The 21,103-nt window shown below is 71.0% G+C and carries 17 protein-coding genes; 12 read left to right on the top strand and 5 right to left on the bottom strand.

All coding sequences use genetic code 11. From position 1 onward, the window contains the following. The first annotated feature begins 603 nt into the window (after positions 1–603). A complete protein-coding gene (gene ltrA, locus GFH49_RS10440; protein WP_230396118.1) occupies positions 604–1,857 on the top strand; it encodes a group II intron reverse transcriptase/maturase in 1,254 nt (417 codons plus the stop codon). A 72-nt stretch (positions 1,858–1,929) separates the two neighbouring features. On the opposite strand, the gene GFH49_RS10435 is transcribed toward ltrA, so the two are convergent. Beyond that, positions 1,930–3,222 carry a DUF1015 domain-containing protein gene (locus tag GFH49_RS10435; protein WP_155055536.1) on the bottom strand — a complete coding sequence of 431 codons (1,293 nt, stop codon included), beginning with the start codon at positions 3,220–3,222 and terminating at the stop codon, positions 1,930–1,932. Between the two features lie 73 nt (positions 3,223–3,295). Between GFH49_RS10435 and GFH49_RS10430 the strand changes: the two genes are divergently transcribed. The 4 genes from GFH49_RS10430 to GFH49_RS10415 all read left to right on the top strand — a co-directional run bounded on the left by GFH49_RS10430 (position 3,296) and on the right by GFH49_RS10415 (position 7,407). Next, entirely contained in the window at positions 3,296–4,324 is a 1,029-nt protein-coding gene (locus GFH49_RS10430) for an HAD hydrolase-like protein (RefSeq protein WP_155055535.1), read from the top strand. An 88-nt stretch (positions 4,325–4,412) separates the two neighbouring features. Beyond that, entirely contained in the window at positions 4,413–5,456 is a 1,044-nt protein-coding gene (locus GFH49_RS10425; protein ID WP_155055534.1) for a FecCD family ABC transporter permease, read from the top strand. A gap of 20 nt (positions 5,457–5,476) precedes the next feature. Then, positions 5,477–6,517, top strand: coding sequence for a FecCD family ABC transporter permease (locus GFH49_RS10420; RefSeq protein ID WP_155055552.1), 1,041 nt, complete (start codon positions 5,477–5,479; stop codon positions 6,515–6,517). After that, on the top strand, positions 6,514–7,407 hold the full coding sequence (locus tag GFH49_RS10415) for an ABC transporter ATP-binding protein (RefSeq protein WP_155055533.1): 894 nt from the start codon (positions 6,514–6,516) through the stop codon (positions 7,405–7,407). Before GFH49_RS10420 ends, GFH49_RS10415 begins: the two co-directional genes overlap by 4 nt. Here the strand turns inward: GFH49_RS10415 and GFH49_RS10410 are convergent. After that, positions 7,391–7,738, bottom strand: coding sequence for an SCP2 sterol-binding domain-containing protein (locus tag GFH49_RS10410; protein WP_155055532.1), 348 nt, complete (start codon positions 7,736–7,738; stop codon positions 7,391–7,393). The genes GFH49_RS10415 and GFH49_RS10410 overlap by 17 nt on opposite strands. 42 nt (positions 7,739–7,780) lie before the next feature. Here GFH49_RS10410 and GFH49_RS10405 point away from each other — a divergent pair, with 42 nt between their 5' ends. The 6 genes from GFH49_RS10405 to GFH49_RS10380 all read left to right on the top strand — a co-directional run bounded on the left by GFH49_RS10405 (position 7,781) and on the right by GFH49_RS10380 (position 13,792). Further along, complete coding sequence (locus tag GFH49_RS10405) at positions 7,781–8,095, top strand: hypothetical protein (protein ID WP_155055531.1); 315 nt, start codon at positions 7,781–7,783, stop codon at positions 8,093–8,095. A gap of 33 nt (positions 8,096–8,128) precedes the next feature. Then, positions 8,129–8,944 carry a TlyA family RNA methyltransferase gene (locus GFH49_RS10400; protein ID WP_155055530.1) on the top strand — a complete coding sequence of 272 codons (816 nt, stop codon included), beginning with the start codon at positions 8,129–8,131 and terminating at the stop codon, positions 8,942–8,944. Then, the gene (locus tag GFH49_RS10395) at positions 8,941–9,846 is read left to right on the top strand and encodes an NAD kinase (RefSeq protein WP_155055529.1); all 906 of its coding nucleotides are present in this window, start codon (positions 8,941–8,943) and stop codon (positions 9,844–9,846) included. Before GFH49_RS10400 ends, GFH49_RS10395 begins: the two co-directional genes overlap by 4 nt. 89 nt (positions 9,847–9,935) lie before the next feature. Beyond that, on the top strand, positions 9,936–11,654 hold the full coding sequence (recN, locus tag GFH49_RS10390; RefSeq protein WP_155055551.1) for a DNA repair protein RecN: 1,719 nt from the start codon (positions 9,936–9,938) through the stop codon (positions 11,652–11,654). 79 nt (positions 11,655–11,733) lie between these two features. Further along, the gene (locus tag GFH49_RS10385) at positions 11,734–12,465 is read left to right on the top strand and encodes a hypothetical protein (RefSeq protein ID WP_155055528.1); all 732 of its coding nucleotides are present in this window, start codon (positions 11,734–11,736) and stop codon (positions 12,463–12,465) included. Positions 12,466–12,658: 193 nt separating this feature from the next. After that, positions 12,659–13,792 (top strand): glycosyltransferase family 4 protein, encoded by a 1,134-nt coding sequence (locus GFH49_RS10380; RefSeq protein ID WP_155055527.1) that lies wholly within the window; start codon positions 12,659–12,661, stop codon positions 13,790–13,792. Here the strand turns inward: GFH49_RS10380 and GFH49_RS10375 are convergent. The 3 genes from GFH49_RS10375 to GFH49_RS10365 all read right to left on the bottom strand — a co-directional run bounded on the left by GFH49_RS10375 (position 13,789) and on the right by GFH49_RS10365 (position 18,887). After that, entirely contained in the window at positions 13,789–15,432 is a 1,644-nt protein-coding gene (locus GFH49_RS10375) for a PucR family transcriptional regulator (protein WP_155055526.1), read from the bottom strand. The two genes, GFH49_RS10380 and GFH49_RS10375, sit on opposite strands and share 4 nt — an antisense overlap. Before the next feature lie 126 nt (positions 15,433–15,558). Further along, positions 15,559–16,941 (bottom strand): FAD-binding oxidoreductase, encoded by a 1,383-nt coding sequence (locus GFH49_RS10370; RefSeq protein WP_155055525.1) that lies wholly within the window; start codon positions 16,939–16,941, stop codon positions 15,559–15,561. Between the two features lie 143 nt (positions 16,942–17,084). Next, entirely contained in the window at positions 17,085–18,887 is a 1,803-nt protein-coding gene (locus GFH49_RS10365; RefSeq protein WP_155055550.1) for a glycoside hydrolase family 15 protein, read from the bottom strand. Positions 18,888–19,346: 459 nt separating this feature from the next. Here GFH49_RS10365 and pyrG point away from each other — a divergent pair, with 459 nt between their 5' ends. After that, positions 19,347–21,035, top strand: a complete 1,689-nt coding sequence (gene pyrG / locus GFH49_RS10360; RefSeq protein WP_155055549.1) for a CTP synthase — start codon at positions 19,347–19,349, stop codon at positions 21,033–21,035. Positions 21,036–21,103: the final 68 nt, after the last annotated feature.

Raw genomic sequence — 21,103 nt, 5'->3', positions numbered from 1 at the left:
CGTGTGTGCCCAGCATGGGCGATTGCTTGGGGGTGGAAGTCCCCTGGGGGAAGAGGTGGTGCTAACCCCGAGCCGGAGGCAAGGGCGTCATCGTGAGGTGGGGTCTGGAGGAAGCCCGAGGCGAGACCTGGGTACCGAGGAACGCGAATCGCGTATGAGGCGTACTGGTCGGGTGAGCCTGCACGAGAAGGCGATGCCCGTCACTGCCAAGAGGGCCAGTGCGTAAACGCGGCGGGGATCCAGGGACAGTGATCGTTCTTACCTGGGGAGATCTGTCCGGGTGTCGGTTGTGCTGAAGTTGTCGCCGCGCCGACGGTCCGTGCCGGGAGGCGCGGGCTGACCGGGCAGAAGTCAGCAGAGGTCGTAGTACCAGCCGGGATGGCTGCCGGTGCGTGGCGGGCTGGGAAGGGCCGAACATCGAGTGGAACGGGTGATGTGGTGGTTGCTCGTGCTGGTCACGTGGACCGCAGTAAGTCCGCTTCGGCGGTGCCGACCGGGAAGGGACCGGTGCATTCCGGAAGTGTCCTGGCGGAGCGTAGTGGCCGGTCGGCGCACTCCACGGAGGGCGTTCACCGGGAGCGGGAGTCTTCGCTGTGGGAGTTGATGCTCTCGAAGGAGAACCTGCTCGCGGCGCTCAACCGCGTTGAAGTCAACCGGGGTGCTCCCGGGGTGGACGGCATGACCACGGCTGAGCTGAGGCCGTGGATCGCGGTGCACTGGCCCGAAGTGAGGGCCGAACTCGACGCGGGCATCTACCGGCCGGCGCCGGTCCGTCAGGTGATCATCCCCAAGCCTGGCGGCGGTGAGCGGATGCTGGGGGTGCCGCGGGTGCTGGACCGCTTGATCCAGCAGGCCATCGCGCAAGTGCTCGTGCCCATCTTCGACCCGCAGTTTTCGGGGTCGTCCTTCGGGTTCCGTCCCGGCCGGTCCGCCCATCAGGCGGTCCGTGTCGCGCGGCGGGCCATCGAGGACGGACACCGCTGGGTCGTGGACCTTGATCTGGACCGGTTCTTCGACCGGGTTCAGCATGACGTCCTGATGGCGCGGGTGGCGCGCAAGGTCGATGACCGCAGGGTCTTGAAGCTGATCCGCAGGTATCTGGACGCCGGGATCATGGTGGGCGGCATCAGGATGCCGAGCGCGGAGGGGACCCCCCAGGGTTCCCCGCTGTCGCCGGTCTTGTCGAACATCATGCTCGACGACCTGGACCGGGAGTTGTTCAAGCGCGGTCACCGGTTCGTGCGTTACGCAGACGACGTTCGTGTCTTCGTGCGGAGCAAGCGAGCCGCTTGCCGGGTGCTCGCCTCGGTCACGGCCGTGGTCGAGCAGCGGTTGAAACTGAAGGTCAACCGGGACAAGTCGAAGGTGGTCCCAGCTTCTGTCATGACGATGCTGGGGTTCGGCTTCTATTTTGCCCGGCGTGGGAAGGTTGGGATCCGCGTCGATCCGAAGGCGGTCGTCCGTCTGAAGATGCGGCTGCGGGAGCTGACCTCGCGCCGGTGGAGCATCGCGATGAACGAACGTATCGCGAAGATCAACCGCTTCATCGTTGGCTGGATGGGCTACTTCCGGCTCGCGGACGGTGCGCATCTGTTCCGCGAGCTGGACAAGTGGCTGCACCGCAGGATGCGGCAGATCCGTTGGAAGGAATGGAAGATCCCCCGGGCCCGCCGGGCCATGCTGCGCAAGCTCGGGTTCAACGAGCAGTTCTCCCGTGAGTGGGGGAACAGCAGCAAGGGCTACTGGCGGATCGCGGGCTCCCCCGTCCTCGCGCGGGCACTGCCCAACTCCTACTGGGACGACCTCGGCCTGAAGACGCTCAAGCCGACCTGGCAACGGTTGAGATCAGCTTGGTGAACCGCCGGATGCGTGACCCGCATGTCCGGTGGTGTGGGAGGAGGGCCGGGCGACCCGGCCCTCCTACCCGATTCAGAGGTCCAACGCGCGCAGCACCAGGCCCGACGCCGGTTTCGGGCCGAACGACGTCGACTTGCGGGGCATCGTGACGCCCTGACGGGCCAGGTCGCGTACGACCTCCTCGTGGACGGGGTGCATCAGGACGGCCGTACCGCCGTCGCGTTCCGCCTTGCCGACCGTGGCCGCCGTGTCGTGGATGTAGGCGATGTGGGCGGGGGAGTCCTCGGGGATGTGCCAGACGTGGTCGAGGAGTGTGGTGTGCAGGACGGTTGCGTCCAGGGTGCGCCAGGCCGCGGGGCGGTCCGTCGGGACGGTGCGGGCCAGGAGGCCGGGGTCCGGTTCGTCGACGAGGTGGAATGTGCCGTCGCCGGCCAGCAGGAAGGCGTTGCCGGTGCGGGCCGCGTCGGCGAGGGCTTCCAGGGCCTCGTGGAGGGGGACTTCCAGGCGGCGTACGCGGAAGAGGTCGTCGAGGGGTTTGAGTGCTTCCGCGACCGGCAGGCCGTGCAGGAGGCGGTGGATGGCGCGGACGCGGAGCGGGTAGCGGGCCGTGTCCACGAGGAGGACGAGACCGTGGTCCCAGGGGCTGGGGGAGGGGTGCTCCGCGCGGAGCCGCCGGTACGTCGCCCAGCGGTGGTGGCCGTCGGCGATCAGGGCCTGGTACTGGGCGAGGTCGGCCTGGATGAGGGCCTGCTCGCCGGGGTCGGTGATCGACCACAGGCGGTGGCTGAAGCCGTCCTCGGTGGTGGTGGAGAGGAGTGGGGGCTGCTCCGCCGTACGCTCGATGATCGCGGTGGTGTCGGTCGGCGAGCCGCTGCCGCGGTACGTCAGGAGCAGGGGCTCAAGGTTCGCGGAGGTGGCACGCATGAGGTCGGCGCGGTCGGCCACGATGTGCGGCATGACGTCCTCGTGCGGCAGGACCAGGCCGTCCGCGGGGTCCGACACGCGCAGGGCGCCGATCACGCCGCGTTGCAGCATGCCGTCGCCGTCGCGCTGTTCGTAGATGTACAGGCCGGGCCGCGGGTCGGCCGCCAGGACCCCTTCGGAGAGCCAGCGCCGCAGGGTCCTGGCCGCCTGCTCGTTGCGGGCGCCGGGGGTGGGTGCCTGGGGGAGGATCAGGCGGACGATGTTGTGCGGGTCGGCCGACTCAAGGTAGTGCACGCCGTCGGGGCGGACCACGACGTCGTACGGCGGTGAGGTCACGGCGGCCAGACTGCCGACCCGGTCGGGGTCGTAGCGGAGCCCTCGGAACGGGGTGAGTTCGAGGCCTCGGGGCGCCGTTGCTTCCGAGTGACCTGCTGAGTTCATCCCGGCATCGTACGGGTGTCAGTGGCATGCGCGATGATCGGGGGGACAGCCGTCGAACGAGGAGCGATGCGGAATGAGCCAGAGCGTCAGGACGAGGCCGGAGGGCAGTGGCCAGGCCCTGAGCGAGGCGTACGACACGGCGCTGCTCGACCTGGACGGAGTGGTGTACGCGGGTGGGAACGCGATCGCGTACGCCGTCGAGTCGCTTGCCACCGCGCGCACGGGAGGCATGCATCTGGCGTACGTCACGAACAACGCTTTGCGCACCCCTGACGTCGTGTCCGCGCATCTGACCGCGCTGGGGATACCGACGGCGGCGTCCGATGTCATCACCTCGGCGCAGGCGGTGGCCCGGCTGATCGCCGACCAGGTGCCGCGGGGTTCCCGGGTGCTGGTGATCGGCGGGGAGGGGCTGCGGGTCGCGTTGCGTGAGCGCGGGCTGGAGCCGGTGGAGTCGGCGGACGACGACCCGGCGGCGGTCGTGCAGGGGTTCGGCGGGCCCGAACTGCCGTGGGGCCGCTTCGCGGAGGCCTGCTACGCCATCGCGCGCGGGGTGCCGTGGTTCGCGTCCAACACCGACCTGACGATTCCCAGCGCCCGCGGGATCGCGCCGGGAAACGGCGCGGCGGTGCAGGTGGTCCGGATCGCGACGGGTGCCGAGCCGCAGGTGGCGGGCAAGCCGCTGCCTCCGATGCACCGGGAGACGATCCTGCGGACCGGGGCCGAGCGGCCGCTGGTGGTGGGGGACCGCCTGGACACGGACATCGAGGGCGCGTTCAACGGAGGGGTCGACTCGCTGCTCGTCCTGACCGGCGTGACCGACGGACCGCAGCTGCTCGCCGCACCGCCGCAGCACCGGCCGACGTATGTCGACGCCGATCTGCGCGGCATGCTCACCGGGCAGCCGGAGGTCATGGCGGAGGGCGACGGGTTTCGGTGCGGTGGCTGGAGGGCGAGGGCCGGCGCCGAGAGGCTGGAACTCGACGGTGAGGGCGAGGCGTTGGACGGGCTGCGGGCGCTGTGTGCGGCGGCCTGGACGTCGGCCGGGGACGGTTTGTGCGAGCTGGACGGGGGGAAGGCGCTGGCACGGCTGGGATTGTGAGCCGGCGCGGTCACTCACCGGCAGGGTATCCGCGTACGAGAACGGAGCGGGATCGTGGCTGAATAGGAGGGTAGGCTAACCTAACTGCGTGTTGGTCGACAGTCCTCCCGAAAAGCGCGCGGAGACCACCCCCGCGCCCCCGAAACGCCGGGCGATACGTGCCTTTGGGCTGCTTGTCTCCGTGGCGATCCTGTTGCTCGTCGCGCTGGCGAGCATCGCGATCGGCGCGAAAGAGCTGTCCGTGGACCAGGTGTGGCACGGATTGTTCGAGGACTCGGGGACATACGGCGATGTCGTCGTCGCGGAACGGCTCTCACGGACCGTGCTGGGACTGCTCGCCGGTGCCGCGCTGGGCCTGGCGGGCGCCGTTCTCCAGGCGCTCACCCGCAATCCGCTGGCCGACCCCGGGCTGCTCGGCATCAACGCGGGCGCCTCGGCCGCCGTCGTCACCGCCACGACCTACTTCGGCGTCACCAGCCTGACCGGCTATGTGTGGTTCGCCTTCTTCGGCGCGGCCGCGGTCGGGGCGCTGGTCTGGTTCCTCGGCGGCAGCCGGGGTGCCACGCCGGTGCGGCTCGCGCTCGCCGGCACCGCGATCAGTGCCGCGCTCTACGGCTATCTCCAAGCCGTGATGATCATGGATCAGGCGGCGCTGGCCAAGATGCGCTTCTGGACCGTCGGTTCGCTGGGCTCGGCGACCAACGACACCATCCTCCAGGTGCTGCCCTTCCTCGCCGTCGGCATGGTGCTCGCCCTCGTGCTCGCCCGGCCGCTCAACGCCATGGCCATGGGCGACGACACCGCCAAGGCCCTCGGCGCCAACCTGAACCGCACAAGGGCTCTGTCCATGCTCGCCGCCACCGTGCTCTGCGGGGCCGCGACCGCCGCCTGCGGGCCGATCGTCTTCGTCGGGCTGATGGTGCCGCACGTCGTACGGTCCTTCACCGGTCCCGATCTGCGCTGGATCCTGCCGTACGCGGCCGTCCTGTCGCCGGTGCTGCTGCTCGGCGCCGATGTGATCGGCAGGATGGTGGTCCGGCCCGCGGAGCTTCAGGTCGGCATCGTGACCGCGATCATCGGCGGGCCGGTCTTCATCTTTCTGGTACGACGGCGGAGGACGGCACAGCTGTGAAGGCGACTGTGAAGACGGCTGTGAAGACGACCAACCGGGCCATCAGGACGCCCGGCGGGCTCTCCGTCCGGCTGGACGTGCGTGCCTTCACCGTCGTGGTCCTGCTGCTGCTCGCCGCACTCGCGGCGAGCGTCGTGCTGATCGGCACCGGCGACTTCCCCATCTCGGTCGGGGACGTGCTCAAGACGCTGGTGGGCGACGGGGATGCGGGGCAGGAGTTCATCATCAACGATCTGCGGCTGCCGCGGGTTCTGGTCGGGCTCCTGGTGGGTGCCTCGCTGGGGCTGGGCGGTGCGCTGTTCCAGGCCATCTCCCGCAATCCGCTCGGCAGTCCGGACGTACTCGGTCTGGGGCAGGGCGCGACGGCCGGTGCGCTCATCGTGATCGTGCTGATGTCGGGGAGCGCGGCCCAGGTCACCGTCGGTGCGCTGGTGGGCGGTCTGGTGACCGGAATGGCCATCTATCTGCTCGCCTGGAAGCGGGGCGTGCACGGGTATCGGCTGGTGCTGGTCGGTATCGGTGTGTCCGCGATCGTCGCCGCGATCAACGGCTATCTGCTCACCAAGGCCGACCTGGTCGACGCGGCCCGTGCGGTCGTCTGGATGACCGGGTCCCTCAACGGCCGTGACTGGGACCAGGTCTGGCCACTGCTCTGGCTGTGCGCCGTGCTCGTACCGCTGGTTCTCGCCCATGCGCGTGGCCTGCGGATGATGGAGATGGGCGACGACGTGTCGAACGCCCTCGGGGTCCGGGTCGAGCGCGTGCGGATGCTGCTGATGGTGGCCGCCGTACTGCTCACCGCGTCCGCGACCGCCGCGGCCGGTCCCGTCAGCTTCGTCGCGCTCACCGCCCCCCAGCTCGCCCGGCGTCTGACCCGCTCGCCCGGGCCGAACCTGCTGCCGTCCCTGTGCATGGGCGCCGCGCTGCTCGTGACCGCCGACTGGGTCTCACAGCGGGCGTTCGGCGCCGACCAGCTGCCCGTGGGTGTGGTCACCGGCGTGCTCGGCGGCGTCTATCTGCTCTGGCTGCTGATCACCGAGCGCAAGGCGGGGCGGATATGAGCACCGCGAGCGAGAAGCGGCCGGCGCCGAGCGGCGCTGCGAACGAGAACACCAAGAGGAGCACCGTGAACCGCCTGTCCGCCGAGGATGTCACCCTCGCCTATGACCAGCGCGTCATCGCCGAGCAGCTGTCGGTGGAGATACCCGACAACTCCTTCACGGTGATCGTCGGCCCGAACGCGTGCGGCAAGTCCACGCTGCTGCGGGCGCTGTCACGGATGCTGAAGCCCAGCCAGGGCCGGGTGCTGCTCGACGGGCAGGTCATCCAGTCGATGCCCGCGAAGAAGGTCGCGCGGACGCTGGGCCTGCTCCCGCAGTCGTCGATCGCACCCGACGGGATCACGGTCGCCGACCTGGTGGGGCGCGGCCGGTACCCGCACCAGGGGATCCTGCGCCAGTGGTCGACCGAGGACGAGCGGGTCGTACAGGAGTCGATGGAGCAGACCGGGGTCGCCGAGCTGGGCGATCGCTATGTCGACGAACTGTCCGGCGGTCAGCGGCAGCGCGTGTGGATCGCGATGGCGCTGGCGCAGCAGACGCCGTTGCTGCTGCTGGACGAGCCGACGACGTATCTGGACATCCAGCACCAGATCGACGTGCTCGATCTGTGCGCGGAGCTGCATGAGGAGCAGGGGCGCACGCTGGTCGCCGTCCTCCACGACCTCAACCATGCCGCCCGGTACGCCACCCACCTCATCGCCCTGAAAAGCGGGGCGATCATCGCTGAGGGCACGCCGAACGACATCGTCACCGCCGAACTGGTCGAGGAGGTCTTCGGGCTGCGCTGCCAGGTCATCGACGACCCGGAGACGGGGACGCCGCTGGTGGTGCCGGCCGCCCGGAAGGCGCGCGCCGAGTCGAAGGCGGTAGCCGCTACAGAAGCTTCCTGAGGACGAGCAGGTCGCGCAGGCTCGCGTGCAGTTTCACCCGGCCCGAGCCCCAGGCCTTCGCGAAGTTCAGCTCGCCGTCGACCAGTGCCGACAGGTCGTCGCCGGTCATGGCGAGTCTGATCTGAGCCTTCTCCCGAGGTGGACCCTGGAGCGTCTCCTCGACCTCGATCCGGCTGCCCGTCATGCGTCCCGCGAACGTCACGTCCAGGTCGGTGATGTGGCAGCTCACCGAGCGTTCCAGGGCTGCGGCCGTGCGGGCGTTCCCCTCGGCGTGCTGCATGTTGTCCGAGAGCTTTTCGAGTGCGGCGCGGCACTCCGCGATCGTGGTCATCGCGACCGACGGTACCTCAGCGGTTCGGGGTAGCGTCTGGGCATGAGCGACTCACTGCCGGGGACCGAGATCCCGGAGGAGGAGACGGCGGCGGTCGAACCCGAGTACGGCCCTGCCGCCCCCGTCCCGCTGAACGTCCCCCGCACCCCCACCGGCAACGCCGACGTCGACGCCCAGCTGGAGCGGCTGGGCGACGCCGACCACCTCGCCACGGACGGACACATGGAGGTGTACGAGGATGTACACAGGGGGTTGCGTGACGCGCTCACCGCGCTCGACGCCCGCCCGGCACCTCCGGCTCCCACCCGTCACCCGACCGCCGCCCCTCAACGAGACCCTTCGGGTCGCACCTTTTAATACCTCGTACGGCAATTAGGAGCTGAACCCACCGTGGCAGGAGTCGCACGCCGTCGTCTCGATGCGGAGCTGGTCCGCCGGAAGCTCGCGCGCTCGCGTGAGCACGCCAGCCAGCTGATCGCCGCAGGGCGCGTGACCGTCGGCAAGACCGTCGCGACCAAGCCGGCCACGCAGGTGGAGACCGCGGCGGCGATCGTGGTCCAGACGGACGACAGCGACCCGGAGTACGTGTCCCGGGGCGGCCACAAGCTCGCCGGCGCGCTGAAGGTCTTCATGGAGCGGGGACTCGTCGTCGAGGGGCGGCGGGCGCTCGACGCCGGCGCGTCCACGGGTGGCTTCACGGACGTCCTGCTGCGGGCCGGGGCCGCTCATGTCGTCGCCGTGGACGTCGGATACGGACAACTCGCGTGGACTCTGCAGAGCGATGAACGCGTCACCGTCAAGGACCGTACGAACGTACGCGAGTTGACGCTTGAGGCGATCGATGGGGAGCCCGTGGATCTTGTCGTGGGGGATCTGTCCTTCATCCCGCTCGGACTGGTGCTGCCCGCCCTGGTGCGGTGCGTGCGACCGGACGCCGATCTGGTGATGATGGTCAAGCCGCAGTTCGAAGTGGGCAAGGAGCGGCTGGGGAGCGGGGGTGTGGTGCGCAGTCCGGAGCTGAGGGCCGAGGCCGTACGGGGTGTCGCCCGGCGGGCCTGGGATCTCGGGCTCGGCGTGAACGGCGTCACCGCCAGTCCGCTGCCCGGGCCCTCCGGGAATGTCGAGTACTTTCTGTGGCTGCGGGCCGGCGCAGCCGAACTGGACCCGGCCGACGTTGACCGTGCAGTGGCGGAGGGGCCGCGTTGACACAGAACCGAGCTCGTACTGTTTTCCTGCTCGCCCACACCGGCCGGCCTGCGGCGATCCGCAGCGCCGAACTCGTGGTCAAGGGGTTGCTGCGGGAGGGTATCGGCGTGCGCGTCCTGGAGTACGAGGCGCGTGACCTGCCCTTGCCCGAGGAGGTGGAGCTGGTCAAGGAGGCGACCCCGCAGTGCCTCGACGGGTGTGAGCTGCTGATCGTGCTGGGCGGCGACGGGACGTTGCTGCGCGGCGCCGAGTTCGCGCGGGCGTCCGGGGTGCCGATGCTCGGCGTCAATCTCGGGCGGGTCGGGTTCCTCGCCGAGGCCGAGCGGGACGATCTCGACAAGGTCGTCGACCGGGTGGTGACGAAGGCGTACGAGGTCGAGGAGCGGATGACCGTCGATGTCGTCGTGCACAGCAACGGCAACATCGTGCATACGGACTGGGCGCTGAACGAGGCGGCTGTGCAGAAGGCCGGCGCCGAGAAGCTGCTTGAGGTCGTGCTGGAGATCGACGGGCGGCCGGTGACGGGGTTCGGCTGCGACGGCATCGTGCTGTCGACGCCGACCGGATCCACCGCGTACGCGTTTTCCGCGGGTGGACCTGTGGTGTGGCCCGAGGTCGAGGCGCTGTTGATGGTGCCGATCAGCGCGCATGCGCTGTTTGCCAAGCCGTTGGTCACCTCGCCGGATTCTGTGCTGGCGGTGGAGATGCTGCCGCACATCCCGCCGGGTGTGCTGTGGTGTGACGGGCGGCGGACGGTGGAGCTGCCCGCGGGGGCCCGGGTCGAGGTCCGGCGGGGGGCGGTGCCGGTGCGGCTGGCTCGGTTGCACCATGCGTCGTTCACGGATCGGCTGGTGGCCAAGTTCGCGTTGCCGGTTTCCGGGTGGCGGGGGGCGCCTCACTGAGATACGGCCATCGGTCCACTCCCCTGGGTGACAGGGTGCCTCGCGCTTCCGCTCTCCGACCTCGTAAGGTCGTGTCCGTGTTGGAGGAGATGCGGATACGGTCGCTCGGAGTCATCGACGACGCGGTCGTCGAGTTGTCGCCGGGGTTCACCGCTGTCACCGGTGAGACCGGTGCCGGTAAGACCATGGTCGTCACCAGTCTCGGGCTGCTGCTGGGCGGGCGGGCCGACCCGGCGCTCGTGCGGATCGGGTCCGGGAAGGCGGTCGTGGAGGGGCGGATCGGCGTGCCCGCGGGTGCCTCCGCCGCCGTACGCGCCGAAGAGGCCGGGGCGGAACTCGATGACGGGGCGCTGCTGATCAGCCGTACCGTTTCCGCCGAAGGGCGGTCGCGGGCGCATCTCGGTGGACGGAGTGTGCCGGTCGGGGTGCTGGCGGAGCTGGCCGATGAGCTGGTGGCCGTGCACGGGCAGACCGATCAGCAGGGGCTGCTGAAGCTGTCCCGGCAGCGGCAGGCGCTCGACCGGTATGCGGGGGAGGCCGTCGCCGGGCCGCTGACCGAGTACGGGGAGGCGTATCGGCGGCTGCGGGCCGTTTCCGCGGAGCTGGACGAGATCACCACGCGGGCGCGTGAGCGGGCTCAGGAAGCCGACATGCTGCGGTACGGGCTCGCGGAGATCGCCGGTGTCGAGCCGCGTGCCGGTGAGGATGTCGAACTGGCGGAGGAGGCCGAGCGGCTGGGGCACGCGGAGGCGCTCGCGTCCGCCGCGACGGCCGGGCACGCCGCCCTCGCCGGCAATCCGGAGGATCCGGAGGGGGTCGACGCGGCGACGCTCGTCGCGGGCGCCCAGCGGGCGTTGGACGCGGTCCGGTCGCACGATCCGGCGCTGGCCGCGCTCGCGGACCGGATCGGGGAGATCGGGATCCTGCTGGGGGATGTGGCCGGGGAACTGGCCGGGTACGCCGACGATCTGGACGCGGATCCGCTGCGGCTGGCCGCCGTGGAGGAACGGCGGGCCGCTCTGAGCGCCCTGACCCGGAAGTACGGCGAGGATGTCGCCTCCGTGCTCGCCTGGGCCGAGCAGGGGGCCGCGCGGCTCACCGAGCTGGACGGCGACGACGAGCGGCTCGACGAGCTGATCGCCGAGCGGGATGCGCTGCGGGCCGAACTGGGCGGACTGGCACAGGCCTTGACGGATGCGCGGACGGCGGCCGCCGAGCGGTTCGCCGCCGCGGTGACCGCCGAGCTGGCGTCGCTGGCCATGCCGCACGCGCGCGTGTCGTTCGACATCCGGCAGACCGAGGACCCCGAGGGCGTCGAGGTCGGCGGTCGTACGGTCGCGTACGGGCCGGCGGGCGCCGACGAGGTCGAGCTGCTGCTCGCCCCGCATCCGGGAGCGCCGCCCCGGCCCATCGCCAAGGGCGCCTCCGGTGGTGAGCTGTCGCGCGTGATGCTGGCCGTGGAGGTCGTGTTCGCGGGGACCGATCCGGTGCCGACGTATCTCTTCGACGAGGTCGACGCGGGCGTCGGCGGCAAGGCGGCCGTGGAGATCGGGCGGCGGCTGGCGCGGCTCGCCAGGACCGCGCAGGTGGTCGTCGTGACGCACCTGCCGCAGGTCGCCGCGTTCGCCGACCGGCAGCTGCTCGTCGAGAAGACCAACGACGGGTCCGTAACCCGGTCCGGTGTGAAGGTCCTCGAAGGGGAGGAACGGATCCGGGAGTTGTCCCGGATGCTGGCCGGCCAGGAGGACTCGGAGACGGCCAGGGCGCATGCGGAGGAACTGCTGGCGACGGCTCGGGCGGACGTCTGAGCGCTTCCCCGGCGCTGTATCGATGTGCGGCTCCGCCGCGTTGGGGGAGGACGTGGAGCGGTGGACCTAGGCTGTACGGATGATCACCACCCGACTCGGCCTGTCCGCCCTTCTCACCCGCGCCACTGCCGCCGCCCTCCGCGCCAAGGCCCCGGGCAAGGGCTGGCATCGCACGAACTACGCCGGGCGGACCGTCGAGTTGTACGCCGGGCCGGCGGCGGCAGTGGCGGCGACGCTCGGCACCGCACACGTCCGACCCGCTGCCGGGCTCGCCGTTGCCGCCGCCGGGGCGTGCGGGGCGTATGACGACGTCGCCGGTGACCACCGGCGGGGTTTCCGGGCCCATCTGTCCGCGCTCCGGCGGGGTGAAGTCACCAGCGGCGCCGTCAAGTTGTTCGGGATCGGAGCCGCCGGTCTGGTCGCCGGTGCGCTGCTCAAGGAGAAGCCGGTCGACAAGGTGCTCGCGGGGGTCGTGATCGCCGGAGCGGCGCACTTCGTCAACCTCGTGGACGTACGCCCCGGAAGAGCCGCGGGGGCGGTGCTCCTTCTCGGGGCGCCGGGCCTGCTGCGCAAGGGTCCTGGCGCCGACCTGGCCGCCGTCGCCGTGGGAGCCGCCGCTGCCGTGCTGCCCGACGATCTCGGTGAGCGGGCGATGCTCGGCGACACGGGAGTGCACGCGCTGGGCGCGGCGCTCGGTGCCGCGGTCGTCGCGAGCAACGGCCGGGCGGGGCTCGCGGCGCACGCCGTCGCCGTCGTGGCCGCCGCGGTCTGCGGGGACCAGGTCAGCGAGGCGGCTCGCTCACTCGTGTGAGTGAGCGCGGGGCCGCGTCGTGCGGCTGTGTCACCTCTGCGTTGCCGGAACGTCCGTACGGCCTGGCATCCTTGGTGTTGTACGTCGCATGCGTAGGGGTCCAGGCGGTACACCCCTCCGCTCGATCCTTCTGTACGTTCCTTCGGTACGTTTCTTCGTGACCGCCCGACGCCGAACCAGGAGCCCCGGCCGCGTGAGCCTCGTGAGCAGCCATTCAGCGACCGGCCAGTCGCCGCTGCGCACCGTGCAGGTGCTGGGCGGAGGCAACGCCGGCAGCAGCGCACACGTGCGTTCGCTGGCCTCGGGGCTCGTCGCTCGGGGCGTGCGGGTCACCGTGTGCGCCCCCGCCGAGGCCGACCGCGCCTACGATTTCACCGGTGCCGGAGCCGAGCATGTACATGTGCCGCGCAGCAGCGATCCGACCTCCGTGGCCGCGCTGCGGGCGGCGTGCGCCGGCGCCGACCTGGTGCACGCGCACGGGCTGCACGCCTCCTTCCGCGCCGTGCTCGCGCTCAGCGGGCGGCGTACTCCGCTCGTCGTGACGTGGCACAACCGCACGCATGCCGAAGGGGCCCGGGCCCATCTGCTGCGGGTGCTGGAGCGTCGAGTGGTGAGGGCCGCGTCCGTGGTGCTCGGGGCGTCCTCCGACCTGGTGGACCTGGCCCGCCGCACCGGGGCGCGGGACGCCCGGCTCGCCGCCGTGGCCCTGCCCGGGCCCCGGCCGATCGAGCCGGACGACCCCGACCGGCTGCGTCCCAAGGCCCACGCCGAACTCGGCGCGACCGGCCGCCCGTTGCTGATGGCCGTCGGCTCCCTCGACCGGCATCGGGGCTACGACACGTTGCTGGACGCCGCGCGCGCGTGGCGCCGCCTCGACCCCGTGCCGCTCGTCGTGATCGCCGGGGAGGGCCCGCTGCGGGCCGACCTCCAGCGGCGGATCGAGGACGAGGAGCTGCCGGTCCGGCTCATCGGGCTCCGCGACGACGTGGGCGAACTGCTCGCCGCCGCCGATCTCGCCCTGCTGCCCAGCCGTTGGGAGTCGCGCTCCCTGCTCGCGCAGGAGGCCCTCCACGCGCGCGTGCCGCTCGTCGCCACAGCCGTCGGCGGCAACCCCGAACTCGTCGGCGACGCCGCCGAACTCGTGCCGTACGCAGACGCGGAAGCGCTCGCCGACGCCGTAGTGCGGCTGCTCGCGGACCCCGAACGCCGGGAGCTGCTGAAGGAGAAGGGCGCACGGCAGGCCGCCAGCTGGCCGACCGAGGACGAGACGGTCGCCCAAGTCCTCAGTGTCTACGATGAGTTGACGCAGCCGACACCCATGATCTAAGGCACATGCCGACGGGCGCGCAGCGCCAGGCTCAACGCCAGTACCGTCTGCGGGTCGTCGAGGTCCGTGCCGAGCAACTCGCCGATGCGGGCGAGGCGGTTGTAGAGGGTCTGCCGGTTCAGATGCAGCTCGCGGGCCGTCTCCGCCTTGCGGCCCGCGTGGGCCAGGTACGTCTGGAGGGTGGGCAGCAGCGGCGGCTTGGACGTGCTGTCGTGGTCGCGGACCGGGCCGATCGCGCGGTCCACGAAGGCCGCCAGGTCCGGATGGTCGCGCAGCCGCCACAGCAGCAGGTCGATGTCGAGGCGGCGGGCGTCGTACCAGGGGCGGTCCGTCAGGCCCTGCGCCGCCGTCGCCGTCTCGGCCGCGTGCCTGAGGCCCGCCGACGCCGCCGCCCAGCCGCCCGCCACCCCGACGACCACGACGGGCGGCTGCGCCCCCGGCCGCCGCATCCCGGCCCGCTCCACCCCTGCCCGCAGCGCCGCCGCGACCCGGTCCGCGACGGGCGCCCGCTCCGACTCGGAACGCAGCCCGAGCAGCACCAGGACCCGGCCCTCCACCGGTCGTACGCCCAACAGGACGGGCACGCCCACCGACGCCAGCTCCTCCGAAACCGCACGCGCCAGCACCGCCCAGCCGCCGCCGGGCGACAACGCCTCGCCCAGCCGCATCACGACGGGCAGCAGGGGACTGTCACCCGGCTTGAAGCCCAGCACACGCGCCTGCGCCGGCGCGTCCTGTGCGGTGATACGGCCTTGCGCGAGGTCGGTGAGGAAGTCTCCGCGACCGCGTGCGGCCAGCTCCTCCTCCTGGCGGGCCTGCATCAGCACCACGGCCAGGAGGCCGGCGGCCCGCTCGGCGGCGATCCGGTGCACGGGCGCCAGCGGGGCGCGCACGGGCAGCAGGGCGAGACGGGCGCGCACCGACCCCGCTCCCGGCCCGCCGCCCGGCACGTCCACGAGCACCGACCCGGCCGGCGGCGGGGCGTCCTTGTGCTGGCCGCGCAGCCCCTCCCACACCTGGAGCGGATCCGCGCCCTCGGGCCCGGCACCGGCGGCGTACAGCAGCCGGCCGTCCGTCGTCTCCAGGAAGACGGGGTTGCCGCTGAAGTCGGCCAGGATGCCGAGCACCTGCGGCACGCCACCACCGCCCAGCAGGGCCTGCGTGCACCGCCGGTGCACCTCCTCCGCCCGCTGCAGCAGCGCGTAGTGGCCGTTGACGATCTCGGTGTGGATCTCCTCCGTGACCGCGACGAACGGCACCTCGCGGTGCAGCTGGACCAGGGGGAGCCCGGCGCTGCGGGCCGTCTCGACGAGGGCGGCGGGCAGGCGGTCGAAGCGCGGGCCCAGCTCCACCACCAGGGCCGCGATGCCGCGGTCGGCCAGCGTGCGGACGAACGCCCGCTGGTCGGCCGGACGGGTGCCGAGCCCGTACCCCGTCGTCAGGAGCAGCTCGCCGCCCTTCAGCAGCGAGGCGATGTTCGGGACCTCGCCCGCATGCACCCAGCGCACCGTCCGCTGGAGCCGGTCGGCGCCCGCGAGCACTTCGGGGAGTCCGCTGCGCAGCCCGGGCAGCTCCAGCGCCCGCTGAACGGTGATCCCGGCGCCCTGGCTCTCGAAACGGCTGTCCCCGCGGCTGTCCATGCAGCGGACGGTACCTGCGCGGACGCTCCCGCAACATCTCCACCCCGGCACCCTGCTGCGCGCCCTGCCGCCCGAGGCCGCCGGTTCAGACGGGCGTCCCGGGCGGGGAGCGCACGCCGGCGGCCCTCAAGCGGGCCTGATGTTGTGGTTGAAGCGGAAGACGTTGTCGGGGTCGTAGTGCCGCTTCAGTGCTTGGAGCCGCTGCTGGTTCTCGGCGCCCAGACCCGCGATCACGCGCTCCGGTCCCTCGTCGCCGATGAAGTTCAGATAGACGGCACCGGTGCTCCACGGCCTGGCGTCGGCGCGCACGTCGCGGACCCACCGGATGCACCGCTCGTCGTCCGCCGGGTCCTGCCACATGCCGTACGGGTGCACCGCCCACGGCGCGTCACGGTAGGGCACCGGATAGTCGTGCGGCCCGGCGGCGATCGCACCGCCCTGCGGAAGCAGCACGTACTGGGTGCCGGTCGGCACGGGCATGCCCTGGGCGCCCGTGCAGAAGACGGCCACGTAGTCGTCCGGTGCGCCGGTCAGATACTCCGCCGACCAGTAGTGCCGCATCCCGGGCGGATCGTCGATCATGCGCTGCACCTCGGCGTACGGCATCGCGCCGACGATCTCCGCCTCGTGCTCCAGCGCCAGCAAGGGATCGGCGTACTTGCGCAGGTCCTGCTCGGAACCGGTGTACGTCATCAGCGCGCCGCACACCAGCTCGCCGACCAGAGACGGCGGTACGAACTCCTCGGGCGGGCCGGTGAAGTACAGGACGCCGCCGCCCACCTCGTCCGGGCCGGACTCGATCACGTCGCGGAAGGTGCGGACGGCCGCGGGCGCGAACTCCGGCCGGTACAGCAGCAGCGCGACGGCGAACTCGGGCAACGCGTGCAGCTTCAGGGTGAGCGCGGTGGCGATGCCGAAGTTGCCGCCACCGCCGTGCAGGGCCCAGAACAGCTCGGGGTGGTCATGCGCGGTCGCGTGCACCCGGCTGCCGTCGGCGGTGACCAGCTCCACCCCGAGCAGATTGTCGACGGCGAGCCCGCAGCAGCGGTCCAGCCAGCCGGTGCCGCCGCCGAGGACGAAGCCGCCGACGCCGGTCGTCGAGGCCCGGCCGCCGGTGGTCGCGAGGCCGTAGGGCTGGGTGGCGCGGTCCAGATCGCTCATCGTGGCCCCGCCCGCGACCCGTACCGCCTCGGCCGCGGGGTGGACGGTGACCGCGCGCATATGGCGCAGGTCGACCACCAGGCCCCCGTCGTTCAGCGCCATCCCGGCCACACTGTGCCCGCCGCCGCGCACCGCGATGTTCAGATCCAGCTCGCGTGCGAAGCGCACGGAACGGACGACGTCGTCCTCGTCCACGCACTGCGCGATCACCGCGGGCCGTCGGTCGATCATGGTGTTGAAGACGACCCGGGCGTCGTCGTAGCCGGGATCCCCCGGGGCGAACACATCACCGGCGAGATCCTCGCGCAGCGCGGCAAGGGCCGCGCCCGCCTTCGAGAGGGAAGCCATGGCTTGCCCCCTTCCGTGCGGGGCAATCGCTTGCTCCCAGCCTAAGCGCTCCGCTGGATGTGCCGCGTCATGCGGTCGATCGTCTGCGGCACCGTCGTGGCTGGTCGCGCCCGCGCGGCGGAGCCGCACATCCAGCGGAGCGCTCAGCCGCCGTACGCCCCGGACGCCGTCAGCCGCAGCGCCGTGTCGATCAGCGGAACGTGGCTGAAGGCCTGCGGGAAGTTGCCGACCTGGCGCTGGAGGCGCGGGTCCCACTCCTCGGCCAGCAGACCGAGGTCGTTGCGCAGGGACAGCAGCTTCTCGAAGAGCTTGCGGGCCTCGTCGACGCGGCCGATCATCGCCAGGTCGTCGGCCATCCAGAACGAGCAGGCGAGGAAGGCGCCCTCGTCGCCGGGGAGACCGTCGACGCCCTCGTCCTCGCCGGACGTCGGGTAGCGCAGGATGAAGCCGTCCGCCGTGGACAGCTCGCGCTGGATCGCCTCGATGGTGCCGATGACGCGCTTGTCGTCCGGCGGCAGGAAGCCCATCTGCGGGATCAGCAGCAGCGAGGCGTCCAGTTCCTTCGAGCCGTAGGACTGTGTGAAGGTGTTGCGCTCCTTGTCGTAACCCTTCTCACACACGTCCCGGTGGATGTCGTCGCGCAGCTCGCGCCACCGCTCCAGCGGGCCGTCCGCGTCGCCGGACTCGATCAGCTTGATGGTGCGGTCGACCGCGACCCAGGCCATGACCTTGGAGTGCACGAAGTGGCGGCGCGGACCGCGCACCTCCCAGATGCCCTCGTCCGGCTCGTCCCAGTGCCGTTCCAGGTAGCGGATCAGCTTGAGCTGGAGCAGGGAGGCGTAGTCGTTGCGGGCCAGGCCCGTCATGTGCGCGAGGTGCAGGGCCTCGGTGACCTCGCCGTACACATCCAGCTGGAGCTGGTGCGCGGCGCCGTTGCCGACCCGGACCGGGGCGGAGTTCTCGTAGCCGGGCAGCCAGTCCAGCTCGGCCTCGCCCAGCTCGCGCTCGCCCGCGATGCCGTACATGATCTGCAGGTTCTCGGGGTCGCCGGCGACCGCGCGCAGCAGCCACTCGCGCCAGGCGCGGGCCTCCTCGCGGTAGCCGGTGCGCAGCAGCGAGGAGAGCGTGATCGCCGCGTCGCGGAGCCAGGTGTAGCGGTAGTCCCAGTTGCGGACGCCGCCGATCTCCTCCGGCAGGGAGGTGGTGGGGGCGGCGACGATACCGCCGGTCGGGCCGTACGTGAGCGCCTTGAGCGTGATCAGCGAGCGGATCACCGCCTCACGGTAGGGGCCGTGGTACGTGCACTGCTCGACCCACTCGCGCCAGAACTCCTCGGTCGCCTCCAGCGACTGCTCGGGCTCCGGCAGCGGCGGCGGCTCCTTGTGCGAGGGCTCCCAGGAGATGGTGAACGCGATCCGGTCGCCCGGTGCGACGGTGAAGTCCGAGTACGTCGTGAGCGACTTGCCGTAGGTCTCGGCGGATGTGTCGAACCACACGGAGTCGGGGCCCGCGACGGCCACCGTACGGCCCTCGTGCCGGTGCACCCACGGGACGATCCGGCCGTAGGAGAACCGCATCCTGAGCGCCGAGCGCATCGGGACGCGGCCCGAGACGCCCTCCACGATCCGGATGAGCTGCGGTGCGCCGTCACGCGGGGGCATGAAGTCGATCACCCGGACCGTGCCGCGCGGGGTGTCCCACTCCGACTCCAGGATCAGCGAGTCCCCGCGGTAGGTGCGCCGGGCCGCGGTGGGCGGCTCGGCGTCGGCCGCGTGCGCGGGGCCGAGCCGCCAGAAGCCGTGTTCCTCGGTACCCAGCAGACCGGCGAAGATGGCGTGCGAGTCGAAGCGGGGCAGGCACAGCCAGTCCACTGTGCCGTCCCGGCAGACCAGGGCAGCGGTCTGCATGTCTCCGATGAGTGCGTAGTCTTCGATGCGCCCGGCCACGTGCAACTCCAGTCGAACGGCCACGTCACCCCACAAGGGGGCTGTCGCTGGTGCGGTTAAGGGATCGTTGTGATGCGTCGTTGAGCGGTGAAGCAAAGCAGTCGCTCATGCCATGAGGCAAAACGACAGTCGTTGCTCAACGAACTGACGAGCTCTTGTTGTTCCGGTGCGTACGGGCTGGGGTGGTGCCGTGTTGCCGGCCGGGCTCGGCAGCGAGTGTCCGAGCAGGATACGACGCACGTAGATGATCTGTGTGCCGCTCCGGGCAACGCGGGTGCGCCGAACGGGTGAGCAACGGGTGAGAAAGAAGTAAGCAGTACGTGTCCGTGCCCATCCGTGTGCGGAGCGTGGCCGGAAGTCGCCGCCCCAGGGCGCTGATACCCTGGTAGCCCGTGGACCGGTGGGAGAAAAACCCCGGAACGCAATCCAGACCGCGACCACGGGAGCCCCCTCTTGGCCATGCCGCCCGCTGCTTTTCGAAATAGCACAGCCACGACGACCAAGCACATCTTCGTCACCGGGGGTGTCGCCTCCTCGCTCGGCAAGGGCCTGACGGCCTCCAGCCTCGGCATGCTGCTCAAGGCCCGGGGCCTGCGCGTCGTGATGCAGAAGCTCGACCCGTATCTGAACGTCGACCCGGGCACGATGAACCCGTTCCAGCACGGTGAGGTCTTCGTCACCAACGACGGCGCCGAGACGGATCTGGACATCGGACACTACGAGCGCTTCCTCGACCGTGACTTGGACGGCTCCGCCAACGTCACCACGGGGCAGGTCTACTCCACGGTGATCGCCAAGGAGCGGCGCGGCGAATACCTCGGCGACACCGTGCAGGTCATCCCGCACATCACCAACGAGATCAAGCACCGTATCCGCCGCATGGCCACCGACGAGGTCGACGTCGTGATCACCGAGGTCGGCGGTACGGTCGGCGACATCGAGTCGCTGCCGTTCCTGGAGACGGTGCGCCAGGTCCGGCACGAGGTCGGCCGTGACAACGTCTTCGTCGTCCATATCTCGCTCCTGCCGTACATCGGCCCCTCGGGAGAGCTGAAGACGAAGCCGACCCAGCACTCGGTTGCGGCCCTGCGGAACATCGGTATCCAGCCGGACGCCATCGTGCTGCGCTGCGACCGCGAGGTGCCCACCGCGATCAAGCGCAAGATCTCGCTGATGTGCGACGTCGACGAGTCGGCCGTGGTCGCCTGCCCCGACGCCAAGTCGATCTACGACATCCCCAAGACCGTGCACGGCGAGGGCCTGGACGCCTACGTGGTCCGCAAGCTGGACCTGCCCTTCCGCGATGTGGACTGGACGACCTGGGACGACCTGCTCGACCGCGTCCACAACCCCGACCATGAGATCACCCTCGCCCTGGTCGGCAAGTACATCGACCTGCCCGACGCCTATCTCTCGGTCACCGAGGCGCTGCGCGCGGGCGGCTTCGCCAACAAGGCCCGCGTGAAGATCAAGTGGGTCACCTCGGACGACTGCAAGACCCCGTCCGGCGCCAAGGCGCAGCTCGCCGACGTCGACGGCATCTGCATCCCGGGCGGCTTCGGCGACCGCGGTGTGCTCGGCAAGGTCGGCGCGATCAAGTACGCCCGTGAGAACAGGATCCCGCTCCTCGGACTCTGCCTGGGTCTGCAGTGCATCGTGATCGAGGCCGCGCGCAGCCTCGCCGACATCTCGGACGCCAACTCCACCGAGTTCGACTCCGCCACCGCCCACCCGGTCATCTCCACGATGGCCGAGCAGCTCGACATCGTCGCGGGCGAGGGAGACATGGGCGGCACCATGCGGCTCGGCATGTACCCGGCCAAGCTCGCCGAGGGCTCCCTCGTGCGTGAGGTGTACGACGGCAAGGAGTACGTCGAGGAGCGGCACCGCCACCGGTACGAGGTGAACAACGCCTACCGCGCGGAGCTGGAGAAGAAGGCCGGCATCGTCTTCTCGGGCACCTCGCCGGACGGCAAGCTCGTCGAGTACGTCGAGTATCCGCGTGACGTCCACCCCTACCTGGTCGCGACCCAGGCGCACCCTGAGCTGCGCTCGCGTCCGACACGTCCGCATCCGCTGTTCGCCGGGCTGGTGAAGGCCTCGGTCGAGCGCCAGCGGGCTGAGGGCGCGCGGAAGAATTCCGAGTAACACACCAGTTGTACGGTTGCCGGGGTGCGTACCTTCAAGGTCGCGCCCCGGTTTTTTTCTTGCACGTG

It is taken from the genome of Streptomyces blattellae (genome assembly GCF_009709555.1).
Lineage (GTDB): Bacteria > Actinomycetota > Actinomycetes > Streptomycetales > Streptomycetaceae > Streptomyces > Streptomyces blattellae.
This window is presented reverse-complemented; position numbering and strand designations above follow the sequence as displayed.